This window comes from Polaromonas sp., from assembly GCF_041689105.1.
Taxonomy (GTDB): Bacteria; Pseudomonadota; Gammaproteobacteria; order Burkholderiales; family Burkholderiaceae_C; genus Polaromonas.
Genome location: NZ_JBDNGU010000157.1, coordinates 18667 through 41378 on the forward strand (window position 1 = coordinate 18667; position 22712 = coordinate 41378).

Annotated in this window: 27 protein-coding genes; 24 read left to right on the forward strand and 3 right to left on the reverse strand. The window is 61.0% G+C overall.

The genetic code is table 11. From position 1 onward, the window contains the following. Positions 1–15: 15 nt before the first annotated feature. Together ACESMT_RS16335 and ACESMT_RS16340 are read right to left on the reverse strand one after the other, a co-directional pair. Positions 16–783: an SAM-dependent methyltransferase gene (locus ACESMT_RS16335; protein WP_372827659.1), complete on the reverse strand. Its 768-nt coding sequence runs from the start codon at positions 781–783 to the stop codon at positions 16–18. Then, a complete protein-coding gene (locus tag ACESMT_RS16340) occupies positions 780–1430 on the reverse strand; it encodes a Maf family nucleotide pyrophosphatase (protein WP_372827660.1) in 651 nt (216 codons plus the stop codon). The genes ACESMT_RS16335 and ACESMT_RS16340 overlap by 4 nt, the downstream gene beginning before the upstream one ends. Positions 1431–1456: 26 nt before the next feature. Here ACESMT_RS16340 and ACESMT_RS16345 point away from each other — a divergent pair, with 26 nt between their 5' ends. The 24 genes from ACESMT_RS16345 to ACESMT_RS16460 all read left to right on the forward strand — a co-directional run bounded on the left by ACESMT_RS16345 (position 1457) and on the right by ACESMT_RS16460 (position 22170). After that, positions 1457–1999, forward strand: coding sequence for a DUF177 domain-containing protein (locus ACESMT_RS16345; protein ID WP_372827661.1), 543 nt, complete (start codon positions 1457–1459; stop codon positions 1997–1999). Between the two features lie 159 nt (positions 2000–2158). Beyond that, positions 2159–2341 carry a 50S ribosomal protein L32 gene (rpmF, locus tag ACESMT_RS16350; protein WP_372827662.1) on the forward strand — a complete coding sequence of 61 codons (183 nt, stop codon included), beginning with the start codon at positions 2159–2161 and terminating at the stop codon, positions 2339–2341. Between the two features lie 85 nt (positions 2342–2426). Then, positions 2427–3530: a phosphate acyltransferase PlsX gene (gene plsX, locus ACESMT_RS16355; protein WP_372827663.1), complete on the forward strand. Its 1104-nt coding sequence runs from the start codon at positions 2427–2429 to the stop codon at positions 3528–3530. An 8-nt stretch (positions 3531–3538) separates the two neighbouring features. Further along, positions 3539–4516, forward strand: coding sequence for a beta-ketoacyl-ACP synthase III (locus ACESMT_RS16360; RefSeq protein ID WP_372827664.1), 978 nt, complete (start codon positions 3539–3541; stop codon positions 4514–4516). A gap of 52 nt (positions 4517–4568) precedes the next feature. Continuing rightward, a complete protein-coding gene (gene fabD, locus ACESMT_RS16365) occupies positions 4569–5519 on the forward strand; it encodes an ACP S-malonyltransferase (RefSeq protein ID WP_372827665.1) in 951 nt (316 codons plus the stop codon). Between the two features lie 78 nt (positions 5520–5597). Further along, positions 5598–6344 (forward strand): 3-oxoacyl-ACP reductase FabG, encoded by a 747-nt coding sequence (gene fabG / locus ACESMT_RS16370; RefSeq protein ID WP_372827666.1) that lies wholly within the window; start codon positions 5598–5600, stop codon positions 6342–6344. 179 nt (positions 6345–6523) lie between these two features. Next, positions 6524–6763, forward strand: a complete 240-nt coding sequence (gene acpP / locus ACESMT_RS16375; RefSeq protein ID WP_007873885.1) for an acyl carrier protein — start codon at positions 6524–6526, stop codon at positions 6761–6763. An 81-nt stretch (positions 6764–6844) separates the two neighbouring features. Continuing rightward, positions 6845–8089: a beta-ketoacyl-ACP synthase II gene (gene fabF / locus ACESMT_RS16380; RefSeq protein ID WP_372827667.1), complete on the forward strand. Its 1245-nt coding sequence runs from the start codon at positions 6845–6847 to the stop codon at positions 8087–8089. A gap of 63 nt (positions 8090–8152) precedes the next feature. Next, entirely contained in the window at positions 8153–8665 is a 513-nt protein-coding gene (locus ACESMT_RS16385) for a hypothetical protein (protein WP_372827668.1), read from the forward strand. 2 nt (positions 8666–8667) lie between these two features. Beyond that, a complete protein-coding gene (gene rpoE / locus ACESMT_RS16390) occupies positions 8668–9303 on the forward strand; it encodes an RNA polymerase sigma factor RpoE (protein ID WP_372827669.1) in 636 nt (211 codons plus the stop codon). Positions 9304–9399: 96 nt separating this feature from the next. After that, positions 9400–10029: a sigma-E factor negative regulatory protein gene (locus tag ACESMT_RS16395; RefSeq protein ID WP_372827670.1), complete on the forward strand. Its 630-nt coding sequence runs from the start codon at positions 9400–9402 to the stop codon at positions 10027–10029. Positions 10030–10074: 45 nt separating this feature from the next. Beyond that, complete coding sequence (locus ACESMT_RS16400) at positions 10075–11094, forward strand: MucB/RseB C-terminal domain-containing protein (protein ID WP_372827671.1); 1020 nt, start codon at positions 10075–10077, stop codon at positions 11092–11094. 118 nt (positions 11095–11212) lie between these two features. After that, positions 11213–12670 carry a DegQ family serine endoprotease gene (locus ACESMT_RS16405; RefSeq protein ID WP_372827672.1) on the forward strand — a complete coding sequence of 486 codons (1458 nt, stop codon included), beginning with the start codon at positions 11213–11215 and terminating at the stop codon, positions 12668–12670. Between the two features lie 549 nt (positions 12671–13219). Continuing rightward, positions 13220–15031 (forward strand): translation elongation factor 4, encoded by a 1812-nt coding sequence (gene lepA, locus ACESMT_RS16410; protein ID WP_372827673.1) that lies wholly within the window; start codon positions 13220–13222, stop codon positions 15029–15031. Beyond that, positions 15031–16008 carry a signal peptidase I gene (gene lepB, locus ACESMT_RS16415; RefSeq protein WP_372827674.1) on the forward strand — a complete coding sequence of 326 codons (978 nt, stop codon included), beginning with the start codon at positions 15031–15033 and terminating at the stop codon, positions 16006–16008. Before lepA ends, lepB begins: the two co-directional genes overlap by 1 nt. 82 nt (positions 16009–16090) lie before the next feature. Continuing rightward, a complete protein-coding gene (locus ACESMT_RS16420; protein WP_372827675.1) occupies positions 16091–16432 on the forward strand; it encodes a DUF4845 domain-containing protein in 342 nt (113 codons plus the stop codon). Positions 16433–16447: 15 nt separating this feature from the next. Continuing rightward, positions 16448–17131 (forward strand): ribonuclease III, encoded by a 684-nt coding sequence (rnc, locus tag ACESMT_RS16425; protein ID WP_372827676.1) that lies wholly within the window; start codon positions 16448–16450, stop codon positions 17129–17131. 173 nt (positions 17132–17304) lie between these two features. Continuing rightward, positions 17305–18234 carry a GTPase Era gene (era, locus tag ACESMT_RS16430; RefSeq protein WP_372827703.1) on the forward strand — a complete coding sequence of 310 codons (930 nt, stop codon included), beginning with the start codon at positions 17305–17307 and terminating at the stop codon, positions 18232–18234. A gap of 128 nt (positions 18235–18362) precedes the next feature. Continuing rightward, the gene (recO, locus tag ACESMT_RS16435) at positions 18363–19112 is read left to right on the forward strand and encodes a DNA repair protein RecO (RefSeq protein ID WP_372827677.1); all 750 of its coding nucleotides are present in this window, start codon (positions 18363–18365) and stop codon (positions 19110–19112) included. Between the two features lie 24 nt (positions 19113–19136). After that, positions 19137–19931 (forward strand): pyridoxine 5'-phosphate synthase, encoded by a 795-nt coding sequence (locus ACESMT_RS16440; protein ID WP_372827678.1) that lies wholly within the window; start codon positions 19137–19139, stop codon positions 19929–19931. Between the two features lie 130 nt (positions 19932–20061). Next, entirely contained in the window at positions 20062–20463 is a 402-nt protein-coding gene (gene acpS / locus ACESMT_RS16445; RefSeq protein WP_372827704.1) for a holo-ACP synthase, read from the forward strand. A gap of 25 nt (positions 20464–20488) precedes the next feature. Beyond that, on the forward strand, positions 20489–21547 hold the full coding sequence (gene nagZ / locus ACESMT_RS16450; RefSeq protein WP_372827679.1) for a beta-N-acetylhexosaminidase: 1059 nt from the start codon (positions 20489–20491) through the stop codon (positions 21545–21547). 58 nt (positions 21548–21605) lie between these two features. Continuing rightward, positions 21606–21908: a BrnT family toxin gene (locus tag ACESMT_RS16455; RefSeq protein ID WP_372827680.1), complete on the forward strand. Its 303-nt coding sequence runs from the start codon at positions 21606–21608 to the stop codon at positions 21906–21908. Next, a complete protein-coding gene (locus ACESMT_RS16460; RefSeq protein WP_372827681.1) occupies positions 21889–22170 on the forward strand; it encodes a BrnA antitoxin family protein in 282 nt (93 codons plus the stop codon). The genes ACESMT_RS16455 and ACESMT_RS16460 overlap by 20 nt, the downstream gene beginning before the upstream one ends. Here the strand turns inward: ACESMT_RS16460 and ACESMT_RS16465 are convergent. Continuing rightward, on the reverse strand, positions 22156–22686 hold the full coding sequence (locus ACESMT_RS16465; protein ID WP_372827682.1) for a YgjP-like metallopeptidase domain-containing protein: 531 nt from the start codon (positions 22684–22686) through the stop codon (positions 22156–22158). The genes ACESMT_RS16460 and ACESMT_RS16465 overlap by 15 nt on opposite strands. Between the last annotated feature and the right edge of the window lie 26 nt (positions 22687–22712).

Sequence of the window (22712 nt, forward strand, 5' to 3'; positions counted from 1 at the left end):
GGCCGTCGTCCAGGCTTACCGCCCGATGCAGAACACCGTTGGCAAGGCCAGCGGCACCGCCGGTTTGTCGCGTTTCCAGGCGCTGGCGAGTGCGCTGTGCGACCAACCCGTTGGCAGGCTCAGGCCACAACTCAGGGCCAAGCGGGTATTGGCTTGCAGGGTCTGCAGCAGTGCCTGCAGCAGGGCGGTGTTGCGGTAAGGCGTCTCGATGAAGATCTGGGTCTGGCCGGTTTTCAGTGCCAGCGATTCGAGCTCCCGGATGCGCTGGCTGCGCTCGCCACCGTCCTGCGGCAGGTAACCGACAAACGCAAAGTTCTGGCCGTTGAGCCCGCTGGCCGCCAGCGCCAGCACCAGCGACATGGGTCCGCTCAGCGGCAGCACCTGGATGCCCAGTTCATGCGCTGCGCGGACCACCGACGAGCCCGGATCGGCGATGGCCGGCATGCCGGCTTCGCTGACCAGCCCGATGTCGCGGCCCTCCAGCGCGGCCTTGAGCAACGGTTTGGCATCGAAACCGCCGCCGTGATCACCTTTTTTATGCACCTCGCGCGGCAGTTCCGTGATCTGCAGGGCCTGCATCGGCTGCAACAACGGCTGAACCTCGCCCACACGTTTGAGGTAGGCGCGTGTGCTTTTGGCGTTTTCGCAAATCCAGCAGGGTAGGGTTGACGCGATCTGCAGCGTGCCCAGCGGCATCACGTCCAGCAGCGGCGCCTGCACATCGCAGCCGAAGTCCAGCGGCGCCGGCACCAGGTACAGCCGGCCTTTGGCCTGGCCCGTCATGGTGTTGCTCCTGGAAGGGAGAGCAGCGTGATGCCGGCGGCGCGGAGCATGCGGCAGGTGCGCATCAGCGGCAGGCCCACCAGGGCGGTGGGGTCGTCGTTGTTAATGGATTCCAGCAGGGCGATGCCCAGGCCCTCGCTTTTGGCGCTTCCGGCGCAGTCATAGGGTTGCTCAGCCCGCAGGTAATTCTCGATCTCGTCGTCGCCCAGTTTGCGAAACCGAACCTTGACCGCCGCCAGATCGACTTCCTCGAACCCGCTTTGCATACACACCACCGCCACGGCAGTCTGGAAGATCACGGTCTGGCCGCGCATCTGGCGCAACTGGACGACAGCGCGTTCGTGGTTGCCGGGCTTGCCCAGCGACAGGCCATTCAGGTCGGCGACCTGGTCGGAGCCGATCACCACCGCCTGCGGGAAGTTGGTGGCCACTGCGCGGGCTTTGGCCAGCGCCAGCCGCCGGGCCAGTTGCGCCGGCGCCTCGCCGATCCGCGGGGTTTCGTCCACCTCCGGGGAAACAACGTCGAAGGGAACCGCCAGGCGCGAAAGCAATTCACGGCGATAAGGGGAGGTCGAGCCCAGAATCAGCCGGCGTGCCGGTGTGCTGGGGCGGGCAGTGCGGGCATCGTTGCTGGGAGCAGGCGTCATACGTCGATTCTCTTACACTGCTGGCCATGTCGAACAATCTGAATGCTCGCCGGCTCAATATGTCGGCTTTTGCCCAGCAAGGCGTGCCGCTCGTCGAGCTCACCCCGCTACAAAATATGGAACGCCTGGCCCAGGAAATACATGGACCAGCGCCCGATCTGGTCATCAACTGGCGCGCCAGCGGGGAGTTGCGGGAACGTTCTGGCGTCGAGGACGATGTCTGGGTGCGACTGGAAGCCAAAACCAGCTTGCCGCTGACCTGCCAGCGCTGCATGGGCACCGTGGCTACCGCGCTTGAAGTCGACCAGTGGTACCGCTTTGTCGCCGACGAAGACATCGCCATGGCCGAGGATGACGCGTCCGAGGAGGACTTGCTGGTCATGACACCGCAGTTTGACCTGCTGGCCGTGGTCGAAGACGAGTTGCTGATGGCGTTGCCGCTGGTTCCCATGCACGAGACCTGTCCCGTCAGTCCGGTGTTCAGCGCGGGGGAGGCTGAGCTGGCACAGCCCGAAGAGGCCAAGCCGCACCCGTTTGCCGCGCTGGCCCAGCTCAAAAAGCCTAAATAAGTCGCTTCGGACGATATTTACGGACAGGGGGCAGGCCACCTTCAGGCCGGGCTCTGGAAAATCTGGCCGTATCGCGCTATAATCAAAGGCTTCGCGCCGGGACCCTCTCACGGTTTCAGAGCGCAATTTACCAACCCTATACCCCCTCAGGAGCGGATCATGGCCGTCCAGCAGAACAAAAAATCACCTTCCAAGCGCGGCATGCACCGTGCCCACAATGCCCTGACCGTTCCAGGTCTGGCCGTCGAGTCCACCACCGGTGAGACGCATCTGCGCCATCACATCAGCCCCACCGGTTTCTACCGTGGCCGCAAGGTGCTGAAAACCAAATCTGAAGCGTAACTTCACGCTTTAACGACTGGCCCGCACTCATCCTGCGGGCCTTTGTTTTGTTGACATCCCATTTCCTGACTGCATCGGTTCTGCCATGATCAGGATAGCTGTCGATGCCATGGGCGGGGATTTTGGCCCGTCGGTCACCGTCCCGGCCAGTCTGGCTTTTCTCGATGGCCACCCCGAGGCCGAAGTCGTGCTGGTCGGCCAGCCCGCTGTGCTGGCCGCGCACCCGCAGTTTCCCCGCATCCAGTCCCATCCGCGCTGCCAGGTCCTGGCTGCGACCGAGGTCGTCACCATGGACGACCCGATCGAAGTAGCCTTGCGTCGCAAAAAAGACTCATCGATGCGCGTCGCCATCACGCAGGTCAAGGACGGCGAGGCCCAGGCTGCTGTGTCTGCCGGCAACACCGGCGCCCTGATGGCGATTGCGCGTTATGTGCTTAAAACGCTGGACGGTATTGACCGGCCCGCCATTGCGACCCAGCTGCCCAATGCCGCTGGCGGCGCCACCACCGTGCTCGACCTGGGCGCCAACATCGATTGCACCGAAGACCACCTGTTTCAGTTCGCTGTCATGGGTTCGGCGCTGGTCTCTGCCATTGCCGACAAACCGAATCCCACGGTGGGACTGCTCAATATCGGTGAAGAAGCGATAAAAGGCAGCGAAGTTATCAAAAAAGCAGGTGACTTGCTTCGATCTGCCGCTAAAAGCGGCGATTTGAATTTCCATGGCAACGTGGAAGGCAACGACATCTTCAAGGGCGTGGTCGATATCGTTGTGTGCGACGGTTTCGTCGGCAATGTGGCGCTCAAAGCCAGTGAAGGCCTGGCCAGCATGATTGGTGGCTTCATCAGGGCTGAGTTTTCAAAGAACGTATTCACAAAAATCGCTGCTATCGTTGCTTATCCGGTGTTAACTGCGTTTAAAAATCGCGTAGATCATCGTCGATACAATGGCGCGGCCTTGTTGGGCCTGCGCGGGCTGGTATTCAAGAGCCATGGCTCGGCCGATGCATTTGCTTTTGAGCGTGCCTTGAATCGCGCTTATGATGCAGCTCGCAACAACTTGCTGGATCGGGTGCAGGAGCGAATTGCCCACGCCGCCCCACTGCTGGCCAAAGCGGCTCGGGGGCAGCCGGAGGCAACGCTCGCTGCTGTGGCTGTCGGGCAGGCCGACCCAGCGCCAGCGCATTAAACTTATTCATGAGCCCTTATTCACGAATCACTGGTACCGGCAGCTATCTGCCGCCGCGCCGATTGAGCAATGCCGACCTGGCGGCCGAGCTGGCTGCCAAAGGCATAGAAACTTCGGACGACTGGATTGTCGAGCGCACCGGCATCCGTGCCCGCCACTTCGCGGCGCCCGATGTCTGCAGCAGCGACCTGGGTGTGGAAGCCGCCAAAAACGCCTTGCAGGCCGCCGGCCTGCAAGCTGAAGACATCGACCTGATCATTGTGGCCACCTCAACGCCCGACATGATTTTTCCCTCTGCGGCCTGCATCCTGCAGAACAAGCTGGGCATCGCCGGTTGCCCTGCTTTTGACATGCAGGCGGTTTGCAGCGGCTTTGTGTATGCGCTGACCGTTGCTGACGCGATGATCAAGACAGGTTCTGCCACCAAGGCCCTGGTGATTGGCGCCGAGGTGTTTTCGCGCATTCTGGATTTTTCAGACCGCACTACCTGCGTACTGTTTGGTGACGGCGCCGGCGCCGTGGTGCTCGAAGCCTCGGACTCACCGGGCATCCTGGCGACGGACCTGCATGCAGACGGCAAACATGTCGGTATCCTGTGTGTGCCGGGCACGGTCGCGGGCGGCAAGGTGCTGGGCGACCCCTTGCTCAAGATGGATGGCCAGGCGGTGTTCAAGCTGGCCGTTGGTGTGCTGGAAGATGCGGCCCGCGCCACTCTGGCCAAGGCTGGCCTGCAGGACAGCGACATCGACTGGCTGATTCCGCATCAGGCCAACATCCGCATCATGAACAGCACGGCGAAAAAGCTGAAGCTGCCGCTGGACAAGCTGATCGTCACGGTGGACCAGCATGGCAACACGTCGGCGGCGTCCATTCCGCTGGCACTGGACGTTGCGGTGCGTAGCGGCAAGATCAAAAAAGGCGACACGCTGATGCTGGAAGGTGTGGGCGGTGGCTTCACCTGGGGTGCGGTGCTCCTTAATCTATAGCAGGTTATTCCCATCCCCTAAGGTCTGACGGCCATTTTGATTAGTTATTTCCATGAAACCTTTTGCATTTGTTTTTCCCGGTCAGGGTTCGCAGTCGGTGGGCATGCTGGACGCCTGGGGCGAACACCCGGCCGTGCGGGAAACCCTGCGGGAAGCCTCGGACGCCCTCGGTGAAGACCTCGGCAAGCTGATCAGGGAAGGTCCCAAGGAAGCTTTGGGCCTGACCACCAACACCCAGCCGGTGATGCTGGTGGCCGGTGTGGCCGCTTACCGCGCCTGGATGGCCGAGACCGGCGCGGCACCGGCTGTCGTCGCTGGCCACTCGCTGGGTGAGTACTCCGCGCTGGTAGCGTCCGGTGCGTTGACTTTGACGCAGGCCGCGCCGCTGGTGCGTTTTCGTGCGCAGGCCATGCAGGATGCGGTGCCGGTCGGTGTCGGCGCAATGGCTGCGATTTTGGGCATGCAAGCATCCAGCGTCATCGAGGGTTGTGCCGAAGCCGTTCGCACTTTTGGTCTGGGCACCGCCGAAGTGGTGGAAGCGGTCAATTTCAATGATCCGATGCAAACAGTCATTGCGGGCAGCAAGGCGGCCGTGGAAAAAGCCTGCGAGGTTTTGAAGGCCAAGGGCGCCAAGCGCACCCTGCCGCTGCCGGTGTCGGCGCCGTTTCACTCCAGCCTGATGAAGCCCGCCGCCGACAAGCTTCGCGAAAAACTTGCCGCGACCGCTTTTGCCGCGCCGCTGATTCCGGTGATCAACAACATCGAGGTTGCCGTCGAAACCGACCCTGACCGTATCCGTGCAGCCTTGTACGAACAGGCCTTTGGCCCGGTGCGTTGGGTCGAATGCGTCCAGGCGATCAAGGCACGCGGAATCACAAGCATTGTCGAATGCGGCCCCGGCAAGGTGCTGGCGGGCATGGTCAAACGTATTGATGTGGACATGACGGGTCTGGCGATGTTTGATCCGGAGAGTCTGGCTCAGGCGAAGGACGCACTGGCATGAACGCCGCCGGGCCGTCCCAAGGCGTGAACGCTCCCTTGAGGGCAGTGCAGCGGCGCAGCCGAAAATGTGGGGGAAGTGATGTCTGATATGAAGTTTGAAGGCCAGGTGGCATTGGTCACCGGCGCCTCGCGCGGCATTGGCGCAGCCATCGCGCTGGAGCTTGCGAACAGGGGCTTGAAGGTCATAGGCACGGCCACCACCGACGATGGTGCAGCCAAAATCAGCCAGGCATTGGCCGCCTTTCCCGGTTGTGCCGGCAAAAACCTCAACGTCAACGACGTTGCAGCGGCCGAAACCCTGATCGACAGCATCGTCAAGGCCCACGGCGGCCTGCAGGTGCTGGTCAACAACGCCGGCATCACACGCGACATGCTGGCCATGCGCCTGAAGGATGAGGACTGGGACGCGGTGCTGGATACCAACCTGAAGGCCGTGTTCCGCATGAGCCGCGCGGTGATGCGCACCATGATGAAGCAGCGTTACGGCCGCATCATCAGCATCACCTCGGTGGTGGGTGCGTCGGGCAACGCCGGACAGGCCAACTACGCCGCAGCCAAGGCCGGCGTGGCCGGCATGACGCGCGCGCTGGCCCGCGAGCTGGGTAGCCGCAACATCACGGTCAACTGCGTGGCACCGGGGTTTATCGAGACCGACATGACCGCCGGCCTGCCGGAAGAGCAGCAAAAAGCGCTGCTGGGACAGATTCCACTGGGCCATCTGGGAAAACCGCAGGACATCGCACACGCGGTGGCCTTTGTCGCCAGCCCACAGGCAGGCTACATCACCGGGCAGGAAATACACGTCAATGGCGGGATGTATATGTAAGACACATCCGGCAGTTGCCGGCCGGGCGTGCGTCACCAGGATCATGAATAATGGCGACGCGGGGGCCGCTGGCAAGTGCCGGGGTACAAGCCGGGTTTTATCCGTCCGGCTGGCGGATGGGGGAACCACCCCCAACAACGCTAAAATCACGGATTAATTCACAACCCTCAGAGGGACTTATGAGCGATATCGAAGCACGTGTTAAGAAAATCATTGCCGAGCAACTTGGCGTGGAAGAAGGCCAGGTCACCAACGAGAAAGCCTTTGTGGCCGATCTGGGTGCCGACTCCCTTGACACCGTAGAACTGGTGATGGCTCTGGAAGATGAATTCGGCATCGAAATTCCCGACGAAGACGCCGAGAAGATCACGACGGTTCAAAACGCGATTGACTACGCCAACACCCATCAAAAAGCCTGAAGGCCTGGCGCTTAACCTGGTCTTTTTTCATCCCGCCTGGAAGGCTTTTCGGCCTTTCGGGAATTTCTTCAGGATTTGCGCATGAGCCGTCGTCGCGTTGTTGTGACAGGTCTGGGGTGTGTCAGCCCGGTGGGGAACACCGTGGCCGATTCCTGGGCCAATCTGCTGGCCGGAAAACCCGGCATCGACCTGATCACGCAATTTGATGCCAGCAACCTGGCCTGCCGGTTTGCAGGCGAGGTCAAAGGGTTCAACATCACGGATTACATCCCTGAAAAAGAAGCCCGGCACATGGACCGCTTCATCCACCTCGGGCTGGCCGCCGCTTTTCAGGCGGTGGCCGACAGCGGTTTACCCACGGGTGATGCGCTGGGCGCCGAGCAGGCGACGCGTATCGGCTGCAACATCGGCTCGGGCATCGGCGGTTTGCCGATGATTGAGCTGACGCACGCCGAACTGACGAACCGCGGCCCGCGCCGCATCTCCCCGTTTTTTGTGCCCGCCTCGATCATCAACATGATCTCTGGCCACGTGTCGATCAAGTTCGGATTCAAAGGCCCCAACATCGCGGTCGTGACCGCCTGCACCACCGGCCTGCATGCCATCGGCCTGTCGGCACGCATGATCGAGTACGGTGACTGCGACGTGATGGTGGCTGGCGGGGCCGAGGCCACGGTGTCGCCGCTGGGCATTGGCGGCTTTGCGGCGGCGCGTGCCTTGTCCACCCGCAACGAAGATCCAAAAACAGCGTCTCGCCCGTGGGACAAGGACCGTGACGGTTTTGTGCTGGGCGAGGGCAGCGGCGTCATGGTGCTGGAAGAATACGAACATGCCAAAGCGCGCGGCGCAAAGATCTATGCCGAGGTCACCGGCTTCGGCATGAGTGCCGACGCTTATCACATGACGGCGCCGGATGTGGACGGCCCGCGCAGGTCCATGGTCATGGCCCTGAAAAATGCAGGCGTCAATGCGGATGCGGTGAACTACCTCAATGCGCACGGCACGTCCACCCCGCTGGGCGACCTCAATGAAACCAACGCCATCAAGGCCGCGTTTGGTGATCATTCGAAGAAGCTGGTGGTCAGCTCCACCAAGTCCATGACGGGCCATTTGCTCGGCGGCGCGGGCGGCATCGAGTCGGTGTTTACCGTACTGGCGCTGCACCACCAGAAAATTCCGCCGACCATCAACATCTTCAACCAGGACCCCGAGTGCGACCTGGATTACTGCGCCAATACCGCGCGTGACGCCCATATCGAGGTTGCAGTCAAAAACAATTTCGGTTTCGGCGGCACCAATGGCACCCTGGTGTTCAAGCGGGCCTGATGCCCTTTTTTCCCTCACCAGCATCCGGCCCCTGCCGCCAGAGCCAAGCAGATCCATCCCCCCATGCATAACGCCCCATCGGTGGCCTATCCGTTGGGGCGTTCGCGTTTTCAGGGTGCGCTGCTGCTGGGACTGTGGCTGGCAGGGGCGCTGGTGACGGCTCTGTGGTGGCTTGCCACTCCGGATGCAGCTTGGCGCTTCGGCCTGTCCGCGGCCACGCTGCTGGCCGCCGGCATGGCCGCCGGGCTCGGATGGAAAAATTCGCCCACCGGGCGGTTGCGCTGGGACGGGCAGGACTGGTGCTGGGAAAGCCGGGGTTACCCTTCTGGAACGCGGGTGCGTTCGCTGTCCGTTGCGCTTGATTTTCAGCGCATCCTGTTGATCAGGCTGGAGAACCACGACCACGCCACCCTGTGGCTGTGGGCCCAGCGTGCGGCCATGCCCGAGCGCTGGCTGGATCTGCGTCGTGCTGTATATTCTCGGCGCATGGCATTGCCTGCTGCCCTGCCACCTGATTCGCCAACCTCTGTGGCCACAGCGGATTTCCCAGCCCACGCCCATCCGCCACCTAACTGACCATGAGCGCCGATATTCCTTCTTCCAAACCTGCGAGTGCCGGCGACAGCGATGCCATGCTGGTCGAACGCACCGTGGCGGGTGATCAGAAGGCGTTTGAGTTGCTGGTCATCAAATACCAGCGCCGTATCCAGCGCCTGATCGGTCGCATGGTGCGGGATGTGGACCTGGTCGAAGACATTGCCCAGGAAACCTTTATCCGGGCCTACCGGGCCCTGGCCCAATTCCGCGGCGAGGCACAGTTCTACACCTGGCTGTACCGGATTGCCGTCAACACGGCCAAAAAGGCGCTGATGGACCTGAAGCGCAATCCGACAGTCTCGGAAAATTCCTTCAAATCCGGCGAAGACGATGAAACTTCCCCGCTGGAAAACGAACTAACCAGTTCAGAAACACCGGAAGCGGTGCTCGCCAGCAAGGAAATTGCCCAGATGGTGAACGCGGCCATGGATGCCTTGCCCGAGGAACTGCGTCAGGCCATCAGCCTGCGGGAAATTGAAGGGTTGAGCTACGAAGAGATCGCCGAGGCGATGAGTTGCCCGATTGGCACCGTGCGCTCCCGCATTTTCAGGGCCAGGGAAGCCATCTCCGCGAAAATCAAGCCCTTGCTGGAAAACCAGTCCGGCAAGCGCTGGTAAGCAGTGTCCAGGGCATGCAGATGGCCACTATGGCGACGAAGAAACGAGCAACGGGGAACGAGTGCAAACGACTGAACCAGCAGGCATAAGCTGCCCATGAACACCATGAAACCGACAACACAAAACCGTGAGTGGATTTCCGCCCTGGCTGACGGCCAGTTGGTTGGGGAGAACTTTGCCTCGGTGCTGGCAGCCTGTGAGACCGACGAAGACGCATTGGCCAGCTGGAGCATTTACCACCTGATTGGCGACGTGTTGCGTTCGCCGGGCCTGGCGCCGCAAACGCCAGACACTGCGTTTGCGATGCGTCTGCGCGCGCGTTTGGTGCAGGAGCCGGCCCTCGATGCGCGGGGTGTTGTGGTTGGCGTCCCTGCGGGCGCGCTCGCAGCGAGCCCGATGAGCGCGGGCGTCAGCCGCGAAGCCTCCAACGACAGCAATTTTCGCTGGAAGCTGGTGGCGGGCTTTGCTTCCATCGCCGCTGTGGTAGCCGTGGCCTGGAGTGCCGGCTCCGGTTTACTCTCGCCGCCCGCCGCGCCGCAACTGGCCCGATCAACCCCTTCCCAGCAGGTGCTGGTGATGTCAGAGCAGGGCCCCATGGTGCGGGACGCCAGGCTGCAGGAGCTGCTTGCAGAGCACAAACAGTTCGGCGCTGCTTCTGCGCTGCAGATGCCCTCGGGGTTTTTGCGAAATGCCACGTTTGGCCCCCCCCAAGGCGAGCGGCGGTAGGCGTTCAGTGCACACGACACAACCGGCATTGATCAGCTTTTAGCCATGAATCTCAAGAAATTTCGCCTCCTGGCCCTTATGGGTTGTGCGCTGTCAGCTTCTAATTACATAGCAGCTCAACCCCAGACACCGGCGCCGGCTGCGGCCGCGCCAGCCGCTGAGTCCAGGAACATCAGCGAGTGGTTGATGCGCATGCATGAAGCCTCACGAAACCGCTCCTCCTACATCGGTACCTTCGTGGTTTCCTCAGGCGGTGTCATGTCCAGCGCCAAGATCTGGCATGTGTGCGACGGAACCCAGCAGATGGAGCGGGTCGATACCCTGACGGGGCCGCCGCGATCGACCTTCCGCCACAACGACCAGGTCGTGACTTTCATGCCCGAGCACAAGCTGGTGCGTACGGAAAAACGTGAGTCGCTGGGCCTTTTTCCTGAATTGCTCAAGTCCACCAGCAGCCATATTGGCGACTTCTATGAGGCCCGGCAGGAAGGCCGTGAACGGGTCGCGGGCGTGGATACCGACGTGATTGCCCTCGTTCCCAAGGACGGCATGCGTTTTGGTTATCGCGTCTGGGCCGAACAAAAGAAGGGCCTGGTCGTCAAGTTGCAGACACTGGACGCGGACGGCAAGGTGCTGGAGCAGTCCGCCTTTTCAGAGCTGCAGTTTGATGCGCCCGTCAAAATCGAAAAGCTGACGCAAATGATGAACAAGGTTGAGGGCTACCGGGTCGAGAAATCCGGCCTGGTCAAGACCACCGCCAGCGCGGAAGGCTGGGCGCTGCAGAAGCCGGTTGCCGGCTTCCAGCCCATCAGCTGCCACAAGCGGCCGCGCGCGGCGCAGTCGGGCGATGCACCCATGCAGTGGGTTTTCTCGGACGGGTTGGCGTCGGTTTCGATTTTTGTGGAGCCCTTCGCCGCCCAGCGCCACCTCAAGGAGTCCCGGATGGCCATGGGCGCTACCCAGTCCCTGACCCGGCGCATGGATGCCTACTGGCTGACGGTGATGGGTGAGGTGCCCCCGGCCACGCTGAGCTTGTTTGCCGACGGACTTGAACGCAAGAAATAGCGCCCCCATGTCATATCTGCAGTGCGGTAGCTCCCCATCGTGGCTGCTGCGGCGGCTGGTGATCCTCTGAACCCCTGAACCCCTATTTGCTGCGCTGACAATTTCTCAAAGGCTGATGATGCAAACACTGAACTGGAAGCACTGCCGCTCCTACCTCGCCGCCGGCGCTTTGGCGCTGGGAAGCGCCTTGAGCCTGATGCCTGCCACTCCGGCGATGGCGCAGATTCGCAGTCTGCCGGACTTCACGGACCTGGTCGAGGCGGTTGGCCCCTCCGTCGTCAACATCCGCACGCTGGAAAAAGTCAAGGCCGGTGCCGCCAGCGGCGCCGACGAGCAGATGCTCGAATTCTTCAAGCGCTTCGGCATTCCGGTGCCCCCCAACATGCCGCGCGCCCCGCGCCCGGACCGGTCGCAACCCGACGAAGACCAGCCGCGCGGCGTGGGGTCGGGCTTCATTCTGACCTCCGACGGGCTGATCATGACCAACGCCCACGTTGTAGAAGGCGCCGATGAGGTGCTGGTAACCCTGACAGACAAACGCGAGTTCAAGGCCAGGATCATCGGCAGTGACAAACGCACCGATGTGGCGGTGGTCAAGATCGAGGCGACCGGTTTGCCGGCCGTGAAAATCGGTGACATCAGCCGTTTGAAAGTCGGTGAATGGGTGATGGCCATCGGATCGCCGTTCGGCCTGGACAACACCGTGACAGCCGGCATTGTCAGCGCCAAGCAGCGCGACACCGGCGACTACCTTCCCTTTATCCAGACCGACGTGGCGATCAATCCCGGCAACTCGGGTGGCCCGCTCCTGAACATGCGTGGCGAGGTGGTTGGCATCAACAGTCAGATTTATTCGCGTTCGGGCGGGTTCCAGGGCATTTCGTTTGCGATACCAATTGATGAGGCGACGCGTGTGGCCGACCAGTTACGCAGCACCGGCCGGGTCACGCGCGGGAAGATCGGCGTGCAGATCGACCAGGTCAGCAAGGACGTGGCCGAATCTATTGGCCTGGGCAAACCTCAGGGCGCCCTGGTGCGTGGGGTCGAGGCTGGATCACCCGCTGAAAAAGGCGGCGTGGAAGCAGGGGACATCATCACCAAGTTCGAAGGCAAGACCATTGACAAGGCGACCGACCTGCCGCGCCTGGTCGGCAATGTGAAGCCAGGCACCAAATCGACCGTGACGGTTTTCAGGCGTGGCGCGACCCGTGACCTGAGCGTGATCATCGGTGAGGTCGAGGCGGAAAAACCCGTGCGCAAGAGCCAGGCGCCCGAAGCCAAGCCGCCGGTGGCTGGTCCCGCGCAAGCCATGGGTTTGATGGTCAGCGAGTTGCCCGACGCGCTAAAGAAGGAACTCAAGCTCAAGGGCGGCGTCAAGGTCGATACCAGCGAGGGGGCCGCAGCCCGCGCCGGACTGCGCGAGGGAGACGTGATCCTTGCCATTGCCAACACGGAGATCAGCAACGTGAAGGACTTCGAAGCGGCGCTCGCCAAAATTGAAAAAGGCAAAGCCATCAACGTGCTGTTCAGGCGCAGCGAGTGGACGCAATATGCCCTGATTCGCCCCGCGCGCTGATTGCAAGGTCTGTTCCGTGGGGCGTCACCCACGCCCAGTAGCATGCCCCCATACCCTGCCTGGGTTGGGGGTTTTGTTTGAAATGACCACCTTCCTGGCCTGTAAAAAATATTTTTTCTGTCATGCAGCCTCAATAAATGTGTGTGATTACTAACATTGAAAGTAAACTTAAGGACCGCTTTTGATAGAATAGACATCAGGTTTGGATCTATTCCGATATATGGAAGCTCAAAAAAACCGTGTCCTGGCACGAATTCACTCCATGCACTGCTGATCCACAGATCACCCACAAGTTGTCCAGAGCTTTCTGGTTAAAATTGTTAACAAGTTGTGTATAAGTTTCATGTTGCTGCCCTGCAACGAGAAAAATTTGGCGATTTCGAGGCTATGCGTCGTCGGCTTTTTGCCTACAATGAAGTTTCCAGCTATCGCAGTTGCCATAGATTGTTGGTTCAGGGCGCGTCACAAGTGACGCGCCCTTTTTTATGTCTTTCGCGAATGCGCATCGCGCTCTTCGCAATATTTTCAAGCACTTAGGCGTTCCCTTTGATGAATCACATCAGAAACTTTTCGATCATTGCGCATATTGATCACGGCAAATCGACGCTCGCTGATCGCATCATCCAGCGTTGCGGCGGTTTGCAGGATCGCGAGATGAGCGCGCAGGTGCTCGACTCCATGGATCTGGAAAAAGAGCGCGGGATAACCATCAAGGCGCAGACCGCTGCGCTCAAATACAAGGCACTCGATGGCAAGGTGTACAACCTCAATTTGATCGACACGCCAGGCCATGTGGATTTCTCGTATGAAGTGAGCCGTTCGTTGTCCGCATGTGAAGGTGCGTTGCTGGTGGTGGATGCGAGCCAGGGCGTGGAAGCGCAGACGGTGGCCAACTGCTACACCGCGCTGGACCTCGGCGTGACGGTGGTGCCGGTGCTCAACAAGATGGATTTGCCGCAGGCCGACCCGGACAATGCAAAGCAGGAAATCGAGGACGTGATCGGCATTGACGCGACCGACGCGATTCCGTGCAGCGCCAAAACCGGTATGGGCATCGATGAGATTATCGAAGCCGTGATCGCACGCATGCCGCCGCCGCAGGGCAACCCGGATGGGCCGCTGCGCGCCATGATTGTCGACAGCTGGTACGACGCCTACGTGGGCGTGGTCATGCTGGTGCGCGTGGTCGACGGCCGGCTGGCCAAGGGCGAGCGCATCAAGCTGATGGCCAGCGAAGCCACCTACAACGCCGAACAGCTCGGCGTCTTCACGCCGCACACTGAACCGCGTCTCTCTCTGGAAGCTGGCGAGGTTGGCTTCATCATCGCCGGCATCAAGGAGCTGCAGGCAGCGCGGGTCGGCGACACCGTGACGCTGATCCGGTCTGGCACGGGCGGCGCGGCGGCCACGGCCACCGAAGCCTTGCCGGGCTTCAAGGAAATCCAGCCGCAGGTGTTTGCTGGCCTGTACCCGACGGAAGCCAGCGAGTACGACTCGCTGCGCGATGCACTGGAAAAACTCAAGCTCAACGATGCGTCGCTGCACTATGAGCCTGAGGTCAGCCAGGCGCTGGGTTTCGGCTTTCGCTGCGGCTTCCTCGGTTTGTTGCATATGGAAATCGTGCAGCAGCGGCTGGAGCGCGAGTTTGACCAGGACCTGATCACCACCGCGCCCAGCGTGGTGTACGAGGTATTGCAGTCCGACGGCACGCTCATCAAGGTCGAAAACCCGTCGAAGATCCCCGACGCCGGCAAGGTCAACGAAATCCGCGAGCCCATCGTCACCGTGCACCTGTACATGCCGCAGGACTACGTCGGCGCCGTCATGACCCTGGCCAATCTCAAGCGCGGGGTGCAGCTCAACATGGCCTACCACGGCAAGCAGGTCATGCTGACCTACGAAATGCCGCTGGGAGAGATCGTGCTGGACTTCTTCGACAAGCTCAAGTCGGTCTCGCGCGGCTACGCGTCCATGGACTACGAGTTCAAGGAGTTCAGGGTGTCGGACGTGGTCAAGGTGGACATCCTGCTCAACGGCGAAAAAGTCGATGCGCTGTCCATCATCGTTCACCGCAGCCAGTCGGCCTATCGGGGCCGGGCCGTGGTGGGCAAGATGCGCGAGATCATCTCGCGCCAGCAGTTTGACGTCGCGATCCAGGCCGCCATCGGGGCCAACATCATTGCGCGTGAGACAATCAAGGCCCTTCGCAAAAACGTGATTGCCAAGTGTTATGGCGGCGACATTTCGCGCAAGAAGAAGCTTCTTGAAAAACAAAAAGCGGGTAAAAAACGCATGAAACAAATCGGCTCGGTCGAAGTGCCCCAGGAAGCTTTCCTGGCCATCTTGCAGGTAGAAGAATAATGCTGGGTTTCATGAGCACACTCACCGCACTGGTGCTGGCCGTCTTTGTCGGCTACGGTGGTGCCTGGTATTTCGGCATGGTGGAGGGCAATTTTTCCCTGCTGCTGTTCCTGGCCACGGTAGTCACCGGCTTGTACTGGCTGGCCGAGAAGTTTTACTTTTGGCCCAAGCGCCGCCGGGCGGCGGCCCGCCTGGAGGCGCAAGCCACTCAGCGTCGGGCAGACCTTGTCGCCCAGGGCATTAACCAGACAGACAACAACACGGCAGACGCCCACGCACGACTGCTCACGCAGCCCTGGTGGCTGGACTGGACCGCTGGGCTTTTTCCGGTGATTGTGGTGGTGTTCCTGTTGCGCTCCTTTCTTTTCGAGCCCTTCAAGATCCCTTCCGGCTCCATGATTCCCACCCTGTTGGTTGGCGATCTGATCCTGGTCAACAAATTCCATTACGGCGTGCGCCTGCCCGTCATCAATACCAAGGTACTGGACAACAACAGCCCCCAGCGCGGCGATGTGATGGTGTTTCGCTATCCGCCCAAGCCCAGCCTGGACTACATCAAGCGCGTGGTCGGCGTGCCGGGCGACGAGGTGGCCTACCTGAACAAGAAGCTCACGGTCAATGGCAAGGCCTTGCCCAAGGTGGCGCTGGCCGACTTTTTTGATGAAGACGCCCTGCGTTATGCCAAGCAGTTTCAGGAAACCAATGGCAACAAGACCTACCGCCTGCTCAATGACGCAGACCGCCCGGCCTTTATCGCCGGGGCAGATGACTTCCCTTATCGGCAAAATTGCCGTTACAGTAGTGAGGGTGTGGTCTGCAAGGTGCCTGAGGGGCAGTACTTCATGATGGGCGACAACCGAGACAACTCGCTCGATTCGCGTTATTGGGGTTTTGTCCCGGAGAAGAACATCGTGGGCAAAGCCTTTTTTGTCTGGATGAATTTTGGTAGTCTCAAGCGGATTGGCAAGATTGACTGAGGGCGCGCAGGCTGCTCTGCTGCAAGCTGCTGCGCAGGCTTGCCACCGCATGAAAACTGGCAACACTGGAGTGAAGAAACACATGAACAATCGGCAAAGTGGTATCTCCTTCATAGGCGTCCTGTTTGTGGTCGGCGTGCTGGCTTTCGCCGGCTTGATCGCGGCCCAGGCTTTTCCCACTGTGGTTGAGTTCCAGGCCATCACCAAGGCCGCGACCAAGGCCAAAGAAGGCGCTTCTGTCGCGGAAGTCAGGACCATTTTCGACAAGGCTGGCCAGATCGATGACATCAAGTCCATCGCTGGCAAAGACCTGACCATCACCAAAGAGGGCGATAAAACCGTTGTGAGCTTTGCCTACGACAAGGAAATCCATATCGCGGGCCCTGCTTTCCTGCTGATCAAGTACGCAGGCCGATCCAAGTAAGTGCGTGCCCATGCCTTGTTGAGTCCCAGTCTCCAGTCCTTGCAAAAGCGGCTGGAGCATGAGTTTTCCGATCCCCGTCTGCTGCAGCAGGCGCTGACGCACCGCAGCTTTTCCGCGGACCACAACGAACGCATCGAATTCCTGGGCGACTCCGTGCTCAATCTCGCGGTCGCGGGCCTGCTGTATGAGCGGCTCAGCGAACTGCCCGAAGGCGGTCTGTCGCGGGTGCGCGCCAACCTGGTCAAGCAGGAGACCCTGCATCAGCTGGCTGTCCAGCTGGGCCTGCCTTCCCTGATCCGGCTGGGTGAAGGCGAGGCTAAATCAGGCGGGCAGAAGCGGCCCTCCATCCTGGCCGACGCGCTGGAGGCGCTCATTGGGGCGGTCTATCTTGACGCCGGTTTTGACAAGGCGGCCCAGCTGGTGCGCAGCCTGTTCAAGGACGTGGAGATCAACCCCCACATGCAGGCCATCGGCAAGGACCCGAAAACCGAGTTGCAGGAATGGCTGCAGGGTCGCAAAATGAATTTGCCGATTTACCGCGTTGTCGGCACCTTGGGCGCAGCCCACAAGCAGACCTTTGACGTGGAATGTGAAATCAGCGAACACGGCCGTGCCGAACGCGGCATTGGCGGCTCACGGCGTGCCGGTGAGCAGGCGGCTGCCGCCGCAATGCTGGCTTATGTGAAAACGCTTAACTGACCTGAAACCGGCGCTGCTAACGCAGCCGCCAACTGGCGACCCTCATGACTCCCGCAAAAAAGACCTCTCAAAAGCCCGTACGCAAGGCACTGCCCGCAGGCACGGCCAAGGCCGCACCCGTTGCTGCGCCTGTTGAGTCAAACCTGCCCGCACATGATGCCGCGCTGGAGGCCATGCTGTCCAAGGCCATGACATCGCAGGCCAACAATGCGCCGCCGGTCGAAGGCCAGCGTTGCGGCTTGATCGCCATTGTTGGCAAGCCCAATGTGGGCAAATCGACGCTGCTCAATGCGCTGGTCGGGCAAAAAATCAGCATCACCTCGCGCAAAGCCCAGACCACGCGGCATCGCATCACCGGCATGCGCACGATAGGCCCGACCCAGTTTGTATTTGTCGATACGCCTGGTTTCCAGACGCGGCACGGCAACGCCCTGAACCGTTCGCTGAACAAGACCGTGGTGGGCGCCGTCAATGACGTGGATCTGATTGTGTTTGTGGTCGAGGCAGGGCAGTTCAACCAGGCCGACGCCAAGGTGTTGTCGCTGCTGCCAGCCGGCACCCCAGCGATTTTGCTGGCCAACAAGTTTGACCTGATTCACCGGCGCGCCGAGATCGCGCCCTGGCTCAAGGAAATGCAGGAGCGTCACAACTTCGCCGAATTTGTGCCCATGTCGGCCAACAATACACGGGATGTCGAGCGTCTGTTCGGTATCTGCGAAAAATACCTGCCGCCCCAGCCCTGGATGTATGGCGCCGAGGAGTTGACCGACCGCAGCGAACGTTTCATGGCGGCCGAAATCATCCGCGAAAAGCTGTTTCGCCTGACCGGCGACGAGCTGCCCTACACCTCGACCGTGATCATTGACCAGTTCGAGCAGGAGGGTGAGCTGCGCCGCATCGCCGCCACTATCGTGGTGGAGCGCGATGGCCACAAGGGCATGATCATTGGCGAAAAGGGCGAAAAGCTCAAACGCATAGGCACCGAGGCACGCCACGAAATGGAAGCGCTGACCGGCGGCAAGGTGTTTCTGGAGATATGGGTCAAGGTGCGCTCTGGTTGGGCTGACGACGAAGCACGGGTAAAAACCTTTGGATATGAGTAGCCCCCACGGTCGCTCATTGCGTGTAGCTCCCTGCCCCCCGAGGGGGCCGCTGCGCCTGCGGCCCGGCGAAGCCGGTTCCGCAGCCCCGGCTTGCTTAGTCGCACGTCTGCGTCGCTGACCGACTGCTTGTGGTCACCAAACGCATCAGTGACGAGCCGGCGTATGTGCTGCACCGTTACGACTGGAGCGAGTCCAGCCTGATCCTGGAGGTTTTCACCCGCACGTACGGGCGCATCGCGCTGGTGGCGCGTGGGGCCAAGAAACCAAGCTCCAACTTTCGGCCCATTTTGCTGCCGCTGCAGCTGCTGCACCTGGCTTTTGGCGGTGACGCGGAGATCCGCATGCTGCGCAGCGCCGAGTGGCAGGGCGGGCACGTCATGCCGACGGGTGATGCCTTGTTGTCGGGTTATTACCTCAACGAGCTTCTGATGCGCCTGTTGGCCCGCGACGATCCGCACCCTGTGCTGTTCGACGCCTATGCCACCACCGTGCAACTGCTGGCCAGCCAGAGCGCCGACACCCTGCAAGTAGCCTTGCGCGCCTTTGAATTGCGCCTGCTGCGCGATATCGGCCTGTTGCCGACGCTCGACGCGCAGACCGCCACCCTGGTGCCCCTGCAAGCGCAGACCCGCTACGTGCTGGTGGCCGAGTCTGGCCTGCGCGAGGCGCATGCCGACGACCGTGCCAGCCTGCAAGGCCAGGAATGGCTGGCGCTGCAGCACACGTTGGCCGAAGACGCACCGTTTACCGACACGGTGCAGGCCTGTGTCAACCATTTGCCCGCGCTGAAAACCCAGCTGCGCACGCTGCTGCACTACCATTGCGATGTGAAGGTTCTCAAAACCCGGCAGATGATGATCGATCTGCAGGCTTTCTAGGTCTGCGTTATCAAGGCAAGCTTTATGACTCCTGTACATGCCCCGGCTCCGCGCCACCGCACGGCGCTTTCAGTCAATATCAACAAGGTGGCCCTGTTGCGCAACACGCGCCACCTCGGCATTCCCGATGTGTTGCGCGCGGCCCAGCTGTGCCTGGAGGCGGGCGCCCAGGGTATCACCGTGCACCCCCGGCCTGACGAGCGGCATATCCGCAGCGATGACGTTTACGAGCTGGCTGCCTTGATGAAAGACTGGCCGGACCGCGAGTTCAATGTCGAGGGCAACCCGCTGCAGAACCTCATGGGTTTTGTGCGGAGCCTGGCTGCGCGCGGCCTGCCACTGCACCAGTGCACCTTTGTGCCCGACGGCGAAAGCCAGTTCACCAGCGACCGCGGCTGGAGCTTTCCGGACGACGCTGCACGCCTGAAACCGCTGATTGAAGAAGTGCACAGCCGCGGCGTGCGGGTCAGCCTGTTCATGGACCCGCTGCCCGAAGCGATGGCGGCTGCCAGAGAGGTTGGCGCGGACCGGGTGGAGTTTTATACCGAGACCTATGCACGGGCCTGGGGCACGCCCGACAAAGACAAGGTCCTTGAGCAGTTTTCCCAGGCTGGGCGGGCTGCAGCGGCTAGCCATTTAGGAGTGAACGCCGGCCACGACCTGAACCGCGACAACCTTGCCGAGTTTTTGCATGCCGTGCCCGGCGTGCTCGAAGTGTCCATCGGCCACGCCCTGATCGCCGACGCGCTGGAGCTCGGCTACAGCGCCACCGTCGCCGCTTATCTGCGTTGCATCGACGAAGCGTTACCCGCCGCATGATGAAAATGTCTACGTGTCTTCTCTTTACAAGCAGGGGCCGCGGGTCCGGCTCTGCCGGCCCGCAGGCGCAGCGGCCCCCACGGGGGGCAGGGAGCGACACGCAGTGCGCGACCGTGGGGGCTACCTCCACATGATTTACGGCATTGGCACCGATATCTGCGACGTGCGCCGCGTGCGGGCCAGCTTCGAGCGACATGGCGAGCGATTCGCCCAAAAAATACTCAGTGACGCCGAACTCGCCTCCTGGAAAGCCCGCAGCGCGCGCTGGCCCGAGCGCGGGCTGCGTTACCTGGCCACGCGGTTTTCTGCCAAGGAAGCTTTCAGCAAGGCCATTGGCCTGGGCATGCGTATGCCCATGACCTGGCGCAGCTGCGAAATCGCCAAGGCCACCAGCGGCAAGCCCGAGATCGTGCTGCACGGTGCGCTCAAGGAATGGTTCGAGGTCAAAGGCCTGAGCGCCCACGTCACCGTGACTGACGAAACTGATTACGCTGCGAGTTTTGTCGTGGTTGAGCAAACAACGCCTCCCTGAAACCCCTTTTTTTCAAGACTGACCCATGAGCCAACACGCCCCCCTGATCATCGACATCGCCGGCTTGAGCCTGACCAAGACCGACAAACAACGCCTCAAGCATCCGCTGACCGGCGGACTCATCCTGTTTGCGCGCAACTGGGAGAACCGCGCGCAGCTCACCGCCTTGTGTAGCGAGATCAGGAAGCTGCGCAAAGACCTGCTGATCTGCGTCGACCACGAAGGCGGCCGGGTGCAGCGCTTCACAACCGACGGCTTCACCCACCTGCCGCCCATGCGCGCGCTCGGCGAGCTGTGGCTGAAGGACGCCATGGCCGCCACCAACGCCGCCACCGCCTGCGGGTATGTGCTGGGCGCCGAGCTGCGGTCCTGCGGCGTTGATTTCAGCTTCACCCCGGTCCTGGACCTCGACCATGGAGGCAGCGGTGTTATCGGCGACCGCGCTTTTGCGCGCGACCCACGCGTGGTCGGGTTGCTTGCCAAGAGCCTGATGCACGGCCTGCTGCAAAGCGGCATGGCCAACTGCGGCAAACATTTCCCTGGCCACGGTTTTGTGAAGGCCGACTCGCACACCGACATCCCCGTGGACAAACGCAGCCTGAAAGCCATTCTGGCGGACGACGCCGCGCCTTATGACTGGCTCAACACCACGCTGACCAGCGTGATGCCGGCGCATGTGATTTACCCCAAGGTGGATGCGCGCCCGGCCGGCTTCTCCGAGAAGTGGCTCACCTACATCCTGCGTGGGCAGCTCGGCTTTGGCGGCGCGATTTTCAGCGACGACCTCAGCATGGCCGGCGCCCGCCTCATCGACGGCAAGCAGGTCAGCTACACCGAGGCGGCCATCACCGCGCTGACGGCCGGCTGCGACATGGTGCTGCTGTGCAACCAGTCGGTGGGCAAGGGCGAGGAGGTGGACGAGCTGCTTGATGGCATGGCAGAGGCCCAGCTCAAAGGCCGTTGGGAGCCGCTGGAGTCCAGTGAGCTGCGGCGGCTGGACTTGCTGCCCATAACACCGGCTCACACCTGGGACGACCTGATGGTGCACCCGGCCTACATGCATGCGATGGGGTTGCTTCCCTGAACAGCCTTCTGATGGCCATCCTTCAGCTAAACGGCGTATATGATGATAATATACAAAAATGATTGACTTGGCCAGGATTGCCGGCTTCGACTGGGACGATGGCAATGCCCGAAAAAATGAAAAGCACGGTGTGTCTACTGCAGAAGCAGAGCAGGTTTTTTTCAACACACCGTTGCTGTTTTTGGAGGATGTTTTCCACAGTCAACGGGAACCCCGACTTCATGCTTTGGGCAAAACCGATGAGGGCCGGACACTGCACATCACGTTTACCTTGCGTCAGCCTGAAGTATTGATCCGGGTTATTTCAGCCAGGGACATGCACCGAAAGGAGCGAGCCATATATGAACAAGCCTACGAATAAAAGCATTCCGAAGTTTGCCAACGAAGTGCAAGAGCGTGCATTCTGGGAATCGCGCGATCCCAAGCACGACTCGACCGAACATCTTGATTGGTCAAAGGCCCGCAAGGTCACCTTGCCAAACTTGAAACCCACAACGAAGACGATTTCACTGCGCTTGCCGCAGCATCTGCTGGACGCCATCAAAACCGCAGCAAACGCACGTGATGTGCCTTACCAGTCGTTGATCAAGGTCTGGTTGCAGGAAAAGTTACACAGCCACTGAGAGTCCCTGGCTCTGGACCGACCACGGCGATGCACCACCGGCATCCACATGCGTCAGATACAGCCGCAAATCCAGCTCAAATTGGTGGTACTGCGGCTCCATGTAAGTGCAGAGCTGGTAGAAGGGCTTGTCGTGCGCCTTCTCTTTCAAGTGCGCCAGCTCGTGCACCGTGATCATGCGCAAAAACTCGATCGGCACTTCCTTGAACAGGCTGGCCACGCGGATCTCACGCTTGGACTTGAGCTTGCTGCCCTGTACGCGTGAGATGGTGGTGTGGGTACCCAGCGCATGGGCGATGACATGCAGCTTGCTGTCGAAGGCGACCTTGCTCAGCGGCTCGGCGTTGCGCAGAAAGCTGTTTTTGAGGTCCATCACATAGTCGTACAGCGCCCGGTCGGTGCGTATGCCGTGCGTCTCGGGGTACTTTTTCCGCAGCAGCGCACCAAGGCGATCTTGCGCGGCCAGCTCCCGCACCTGGCTCTGGAGGGTTTCGGGGTAACCCGTCAGGTAGTTCATGGTGGTGGGGGTGCTTGGGCAAATGG

Excerpts from the sequence above, each read along its gene's own strand:
- ACESMT_RS16385 (WP_372827668.1), top strand. The coding sequence starts at position 8,153 with ATGCATAACGCCCCATCGGTGGCCTATCCGTTGGGGCGTTCGCGTTTT.
- ACESMT_RS16335 (WP_372827659.1), bottom strand. The coding sequence starts at position 783 with ATGACGGGCCAGGCCAAAGGCCGGCTGTACCTGGTGCCGGCGCCGCTG.
- acpS (WP_372827704.1), top strand. The coding sequence starts at position 20,062 with ATGATTTACGGCATTGGCACCGATATCTGCGACGTGCGCCGCGTGCGG.
- rpmF (WP_372827662.1), top strand. The coding sequence starts at position 2,159 with ATGGCCGTCCAGCAGAACAAAAAATCACCTTCCAAGCGCGGCATGCAC.
- ACESMT_RS16460 (WP_372827681.1), top strand. The coding sequence starts at position 21,889 with ATGAACAAGCCTACGAATAAAAGCATTCCGAAGTTTGCCAACGAAGTG.
- lepB (WP_372827674.1), top strand. The coding sequence starts at position 15,031 with ATGCTGGGTTTCATGAGCACACTCACCGCACTGGTGCTGGCCGTCTTT.
- acpP (WP_007873885.1), top strand. The coding sequence starts at position 6,524 with ATGAGCGATATCGAAGCACGTGTTAAGAAAATCATTGCCGAGCAACTT.
- rpoE (WP_372827669.1), top strand. The coding sequence starts at position 8,668 with ATGAGCGCCGATATTCCTTCTTCCAAACCTGCGAGTGCCGGCGACAGC.
- lepA (WP_372827673.1), top strand. The coding sequence starts at position 13,220 with ATGAATCACATCAGAAACTTTTCGATCATTGCGCATATTGATCACGGC.
- ACESMT_RS16395 (WP_372827670.1), top strand. The coding sequence starts at position 9,400 with ATGAACACCATGAAACCGACAACACAAAACCGTGAGTGGATTTCCGCC.
- ACESMT_RS16340 (WP_372827660.1), bottom strand. The coding sequence starts at position 1,430 with ATGACGCCTGCTCCCAGCAACGATGCCCGCACTGCCCGCCCCAGCACA.
- fabF (WP_372827667.1), top strand. The coding sequence starts at position 6,845 with ATGAGCCGTCGTCGCGTTGTTGTGACAGGTCTGGGGTGTGTCAGCCCG.
- ACESMT_RS16420 (WP_372827675.1), top strand. The coding sequence starts at position 16,091 with ATGAACAATCGGCAAAGTGGTATCTCCTTCATAGGCGTCCTGTTTGTG.
- ACESMT_RS16440 (WP_372827678.1), top strand. The coding sequence starts at position 19,137 with ATGACTCCTGTACATGCCCCGGCTCCGCGCCACCGCACGGCGCTTTCA.
- ACESMT_RS16400 (WP_372827671.1), top strand. The coding sequence starts at position 10,075 with ATGAATCTCAAGAAATTTCGCCTCCTGGCCCTTATGGGTTGTGCGCTG.
- ACESMT_RS16455 (WP_372827680.1), top strand. The coding sequence starts at position 21,606 with ATGATTGACTTGGCCAGGATTGCCGGCTTCGACTGGGACGATGGCAAT.
- ACESMT_RS16345 (WP_372827661.1), top strand. The coding sequence starts at position 1,457 with ATGTCGAACAATCTGAATGCTCGCCGGCTCAATATGTCGGCTTTTGCC.
- ACESMT_RS16405 (WP_372827672.1), top strand. The coding sequence starts at position 11,213 with ATGCAAACACTGAACTGGAAGCACTGCCGCTCCTACCTCGCCGCCGGC.
- era (WP_372827703.1), top strand. The coding sequence starts at position 17,305 with ATGCTGTCCAAGGCCATGACATCGCAGGCCAACAATGCGCCGCCGGTC.
- ACESMT_RS16360 (WP_372827664.1), top strand. The coding sequence starts at position 3,539 with ATGAGCCCTTATTCACGAATCACTGGTACCGGCAGCTATCTGCCGCCG.
- nagZ (WP_372827679.1), top strand. The coding sequence starts at position 20,489 with ATGAGCCAACACGCCCCCCTGATCATCGACATCGCCGGCTTGAGCCTG.
- ACESMT_RS16465 (WP_372827682.1), bottom strand. The coding sequence starts at position 22,686 with ATGAACTACCTGACGGGTTACCCCGAAACCCTCCAGAGCCAGGTGCGG.
- plsX (WP_372827663.1), top strand. The coding sequence starts at position 2,427 with ATGATCAGGATAGCTGTCGATGCCATGGGCGGGGATTTTGGCCCGTCG.
- fabG (WP_372827666.1), top strand. The coding sequence starts at position 5,598 with ATGTCTGATATGAAGTTTGAAGGCCAGGTGGCATTGGTCACCGGCGCC.
- fabD (WP_372827665.1), top strand. The coding sequence starts at position 4,569 with ATGAAACCTTTTGCATTTGTTTTTCCCGGTCAGGGTTCGCAGTCGGTG.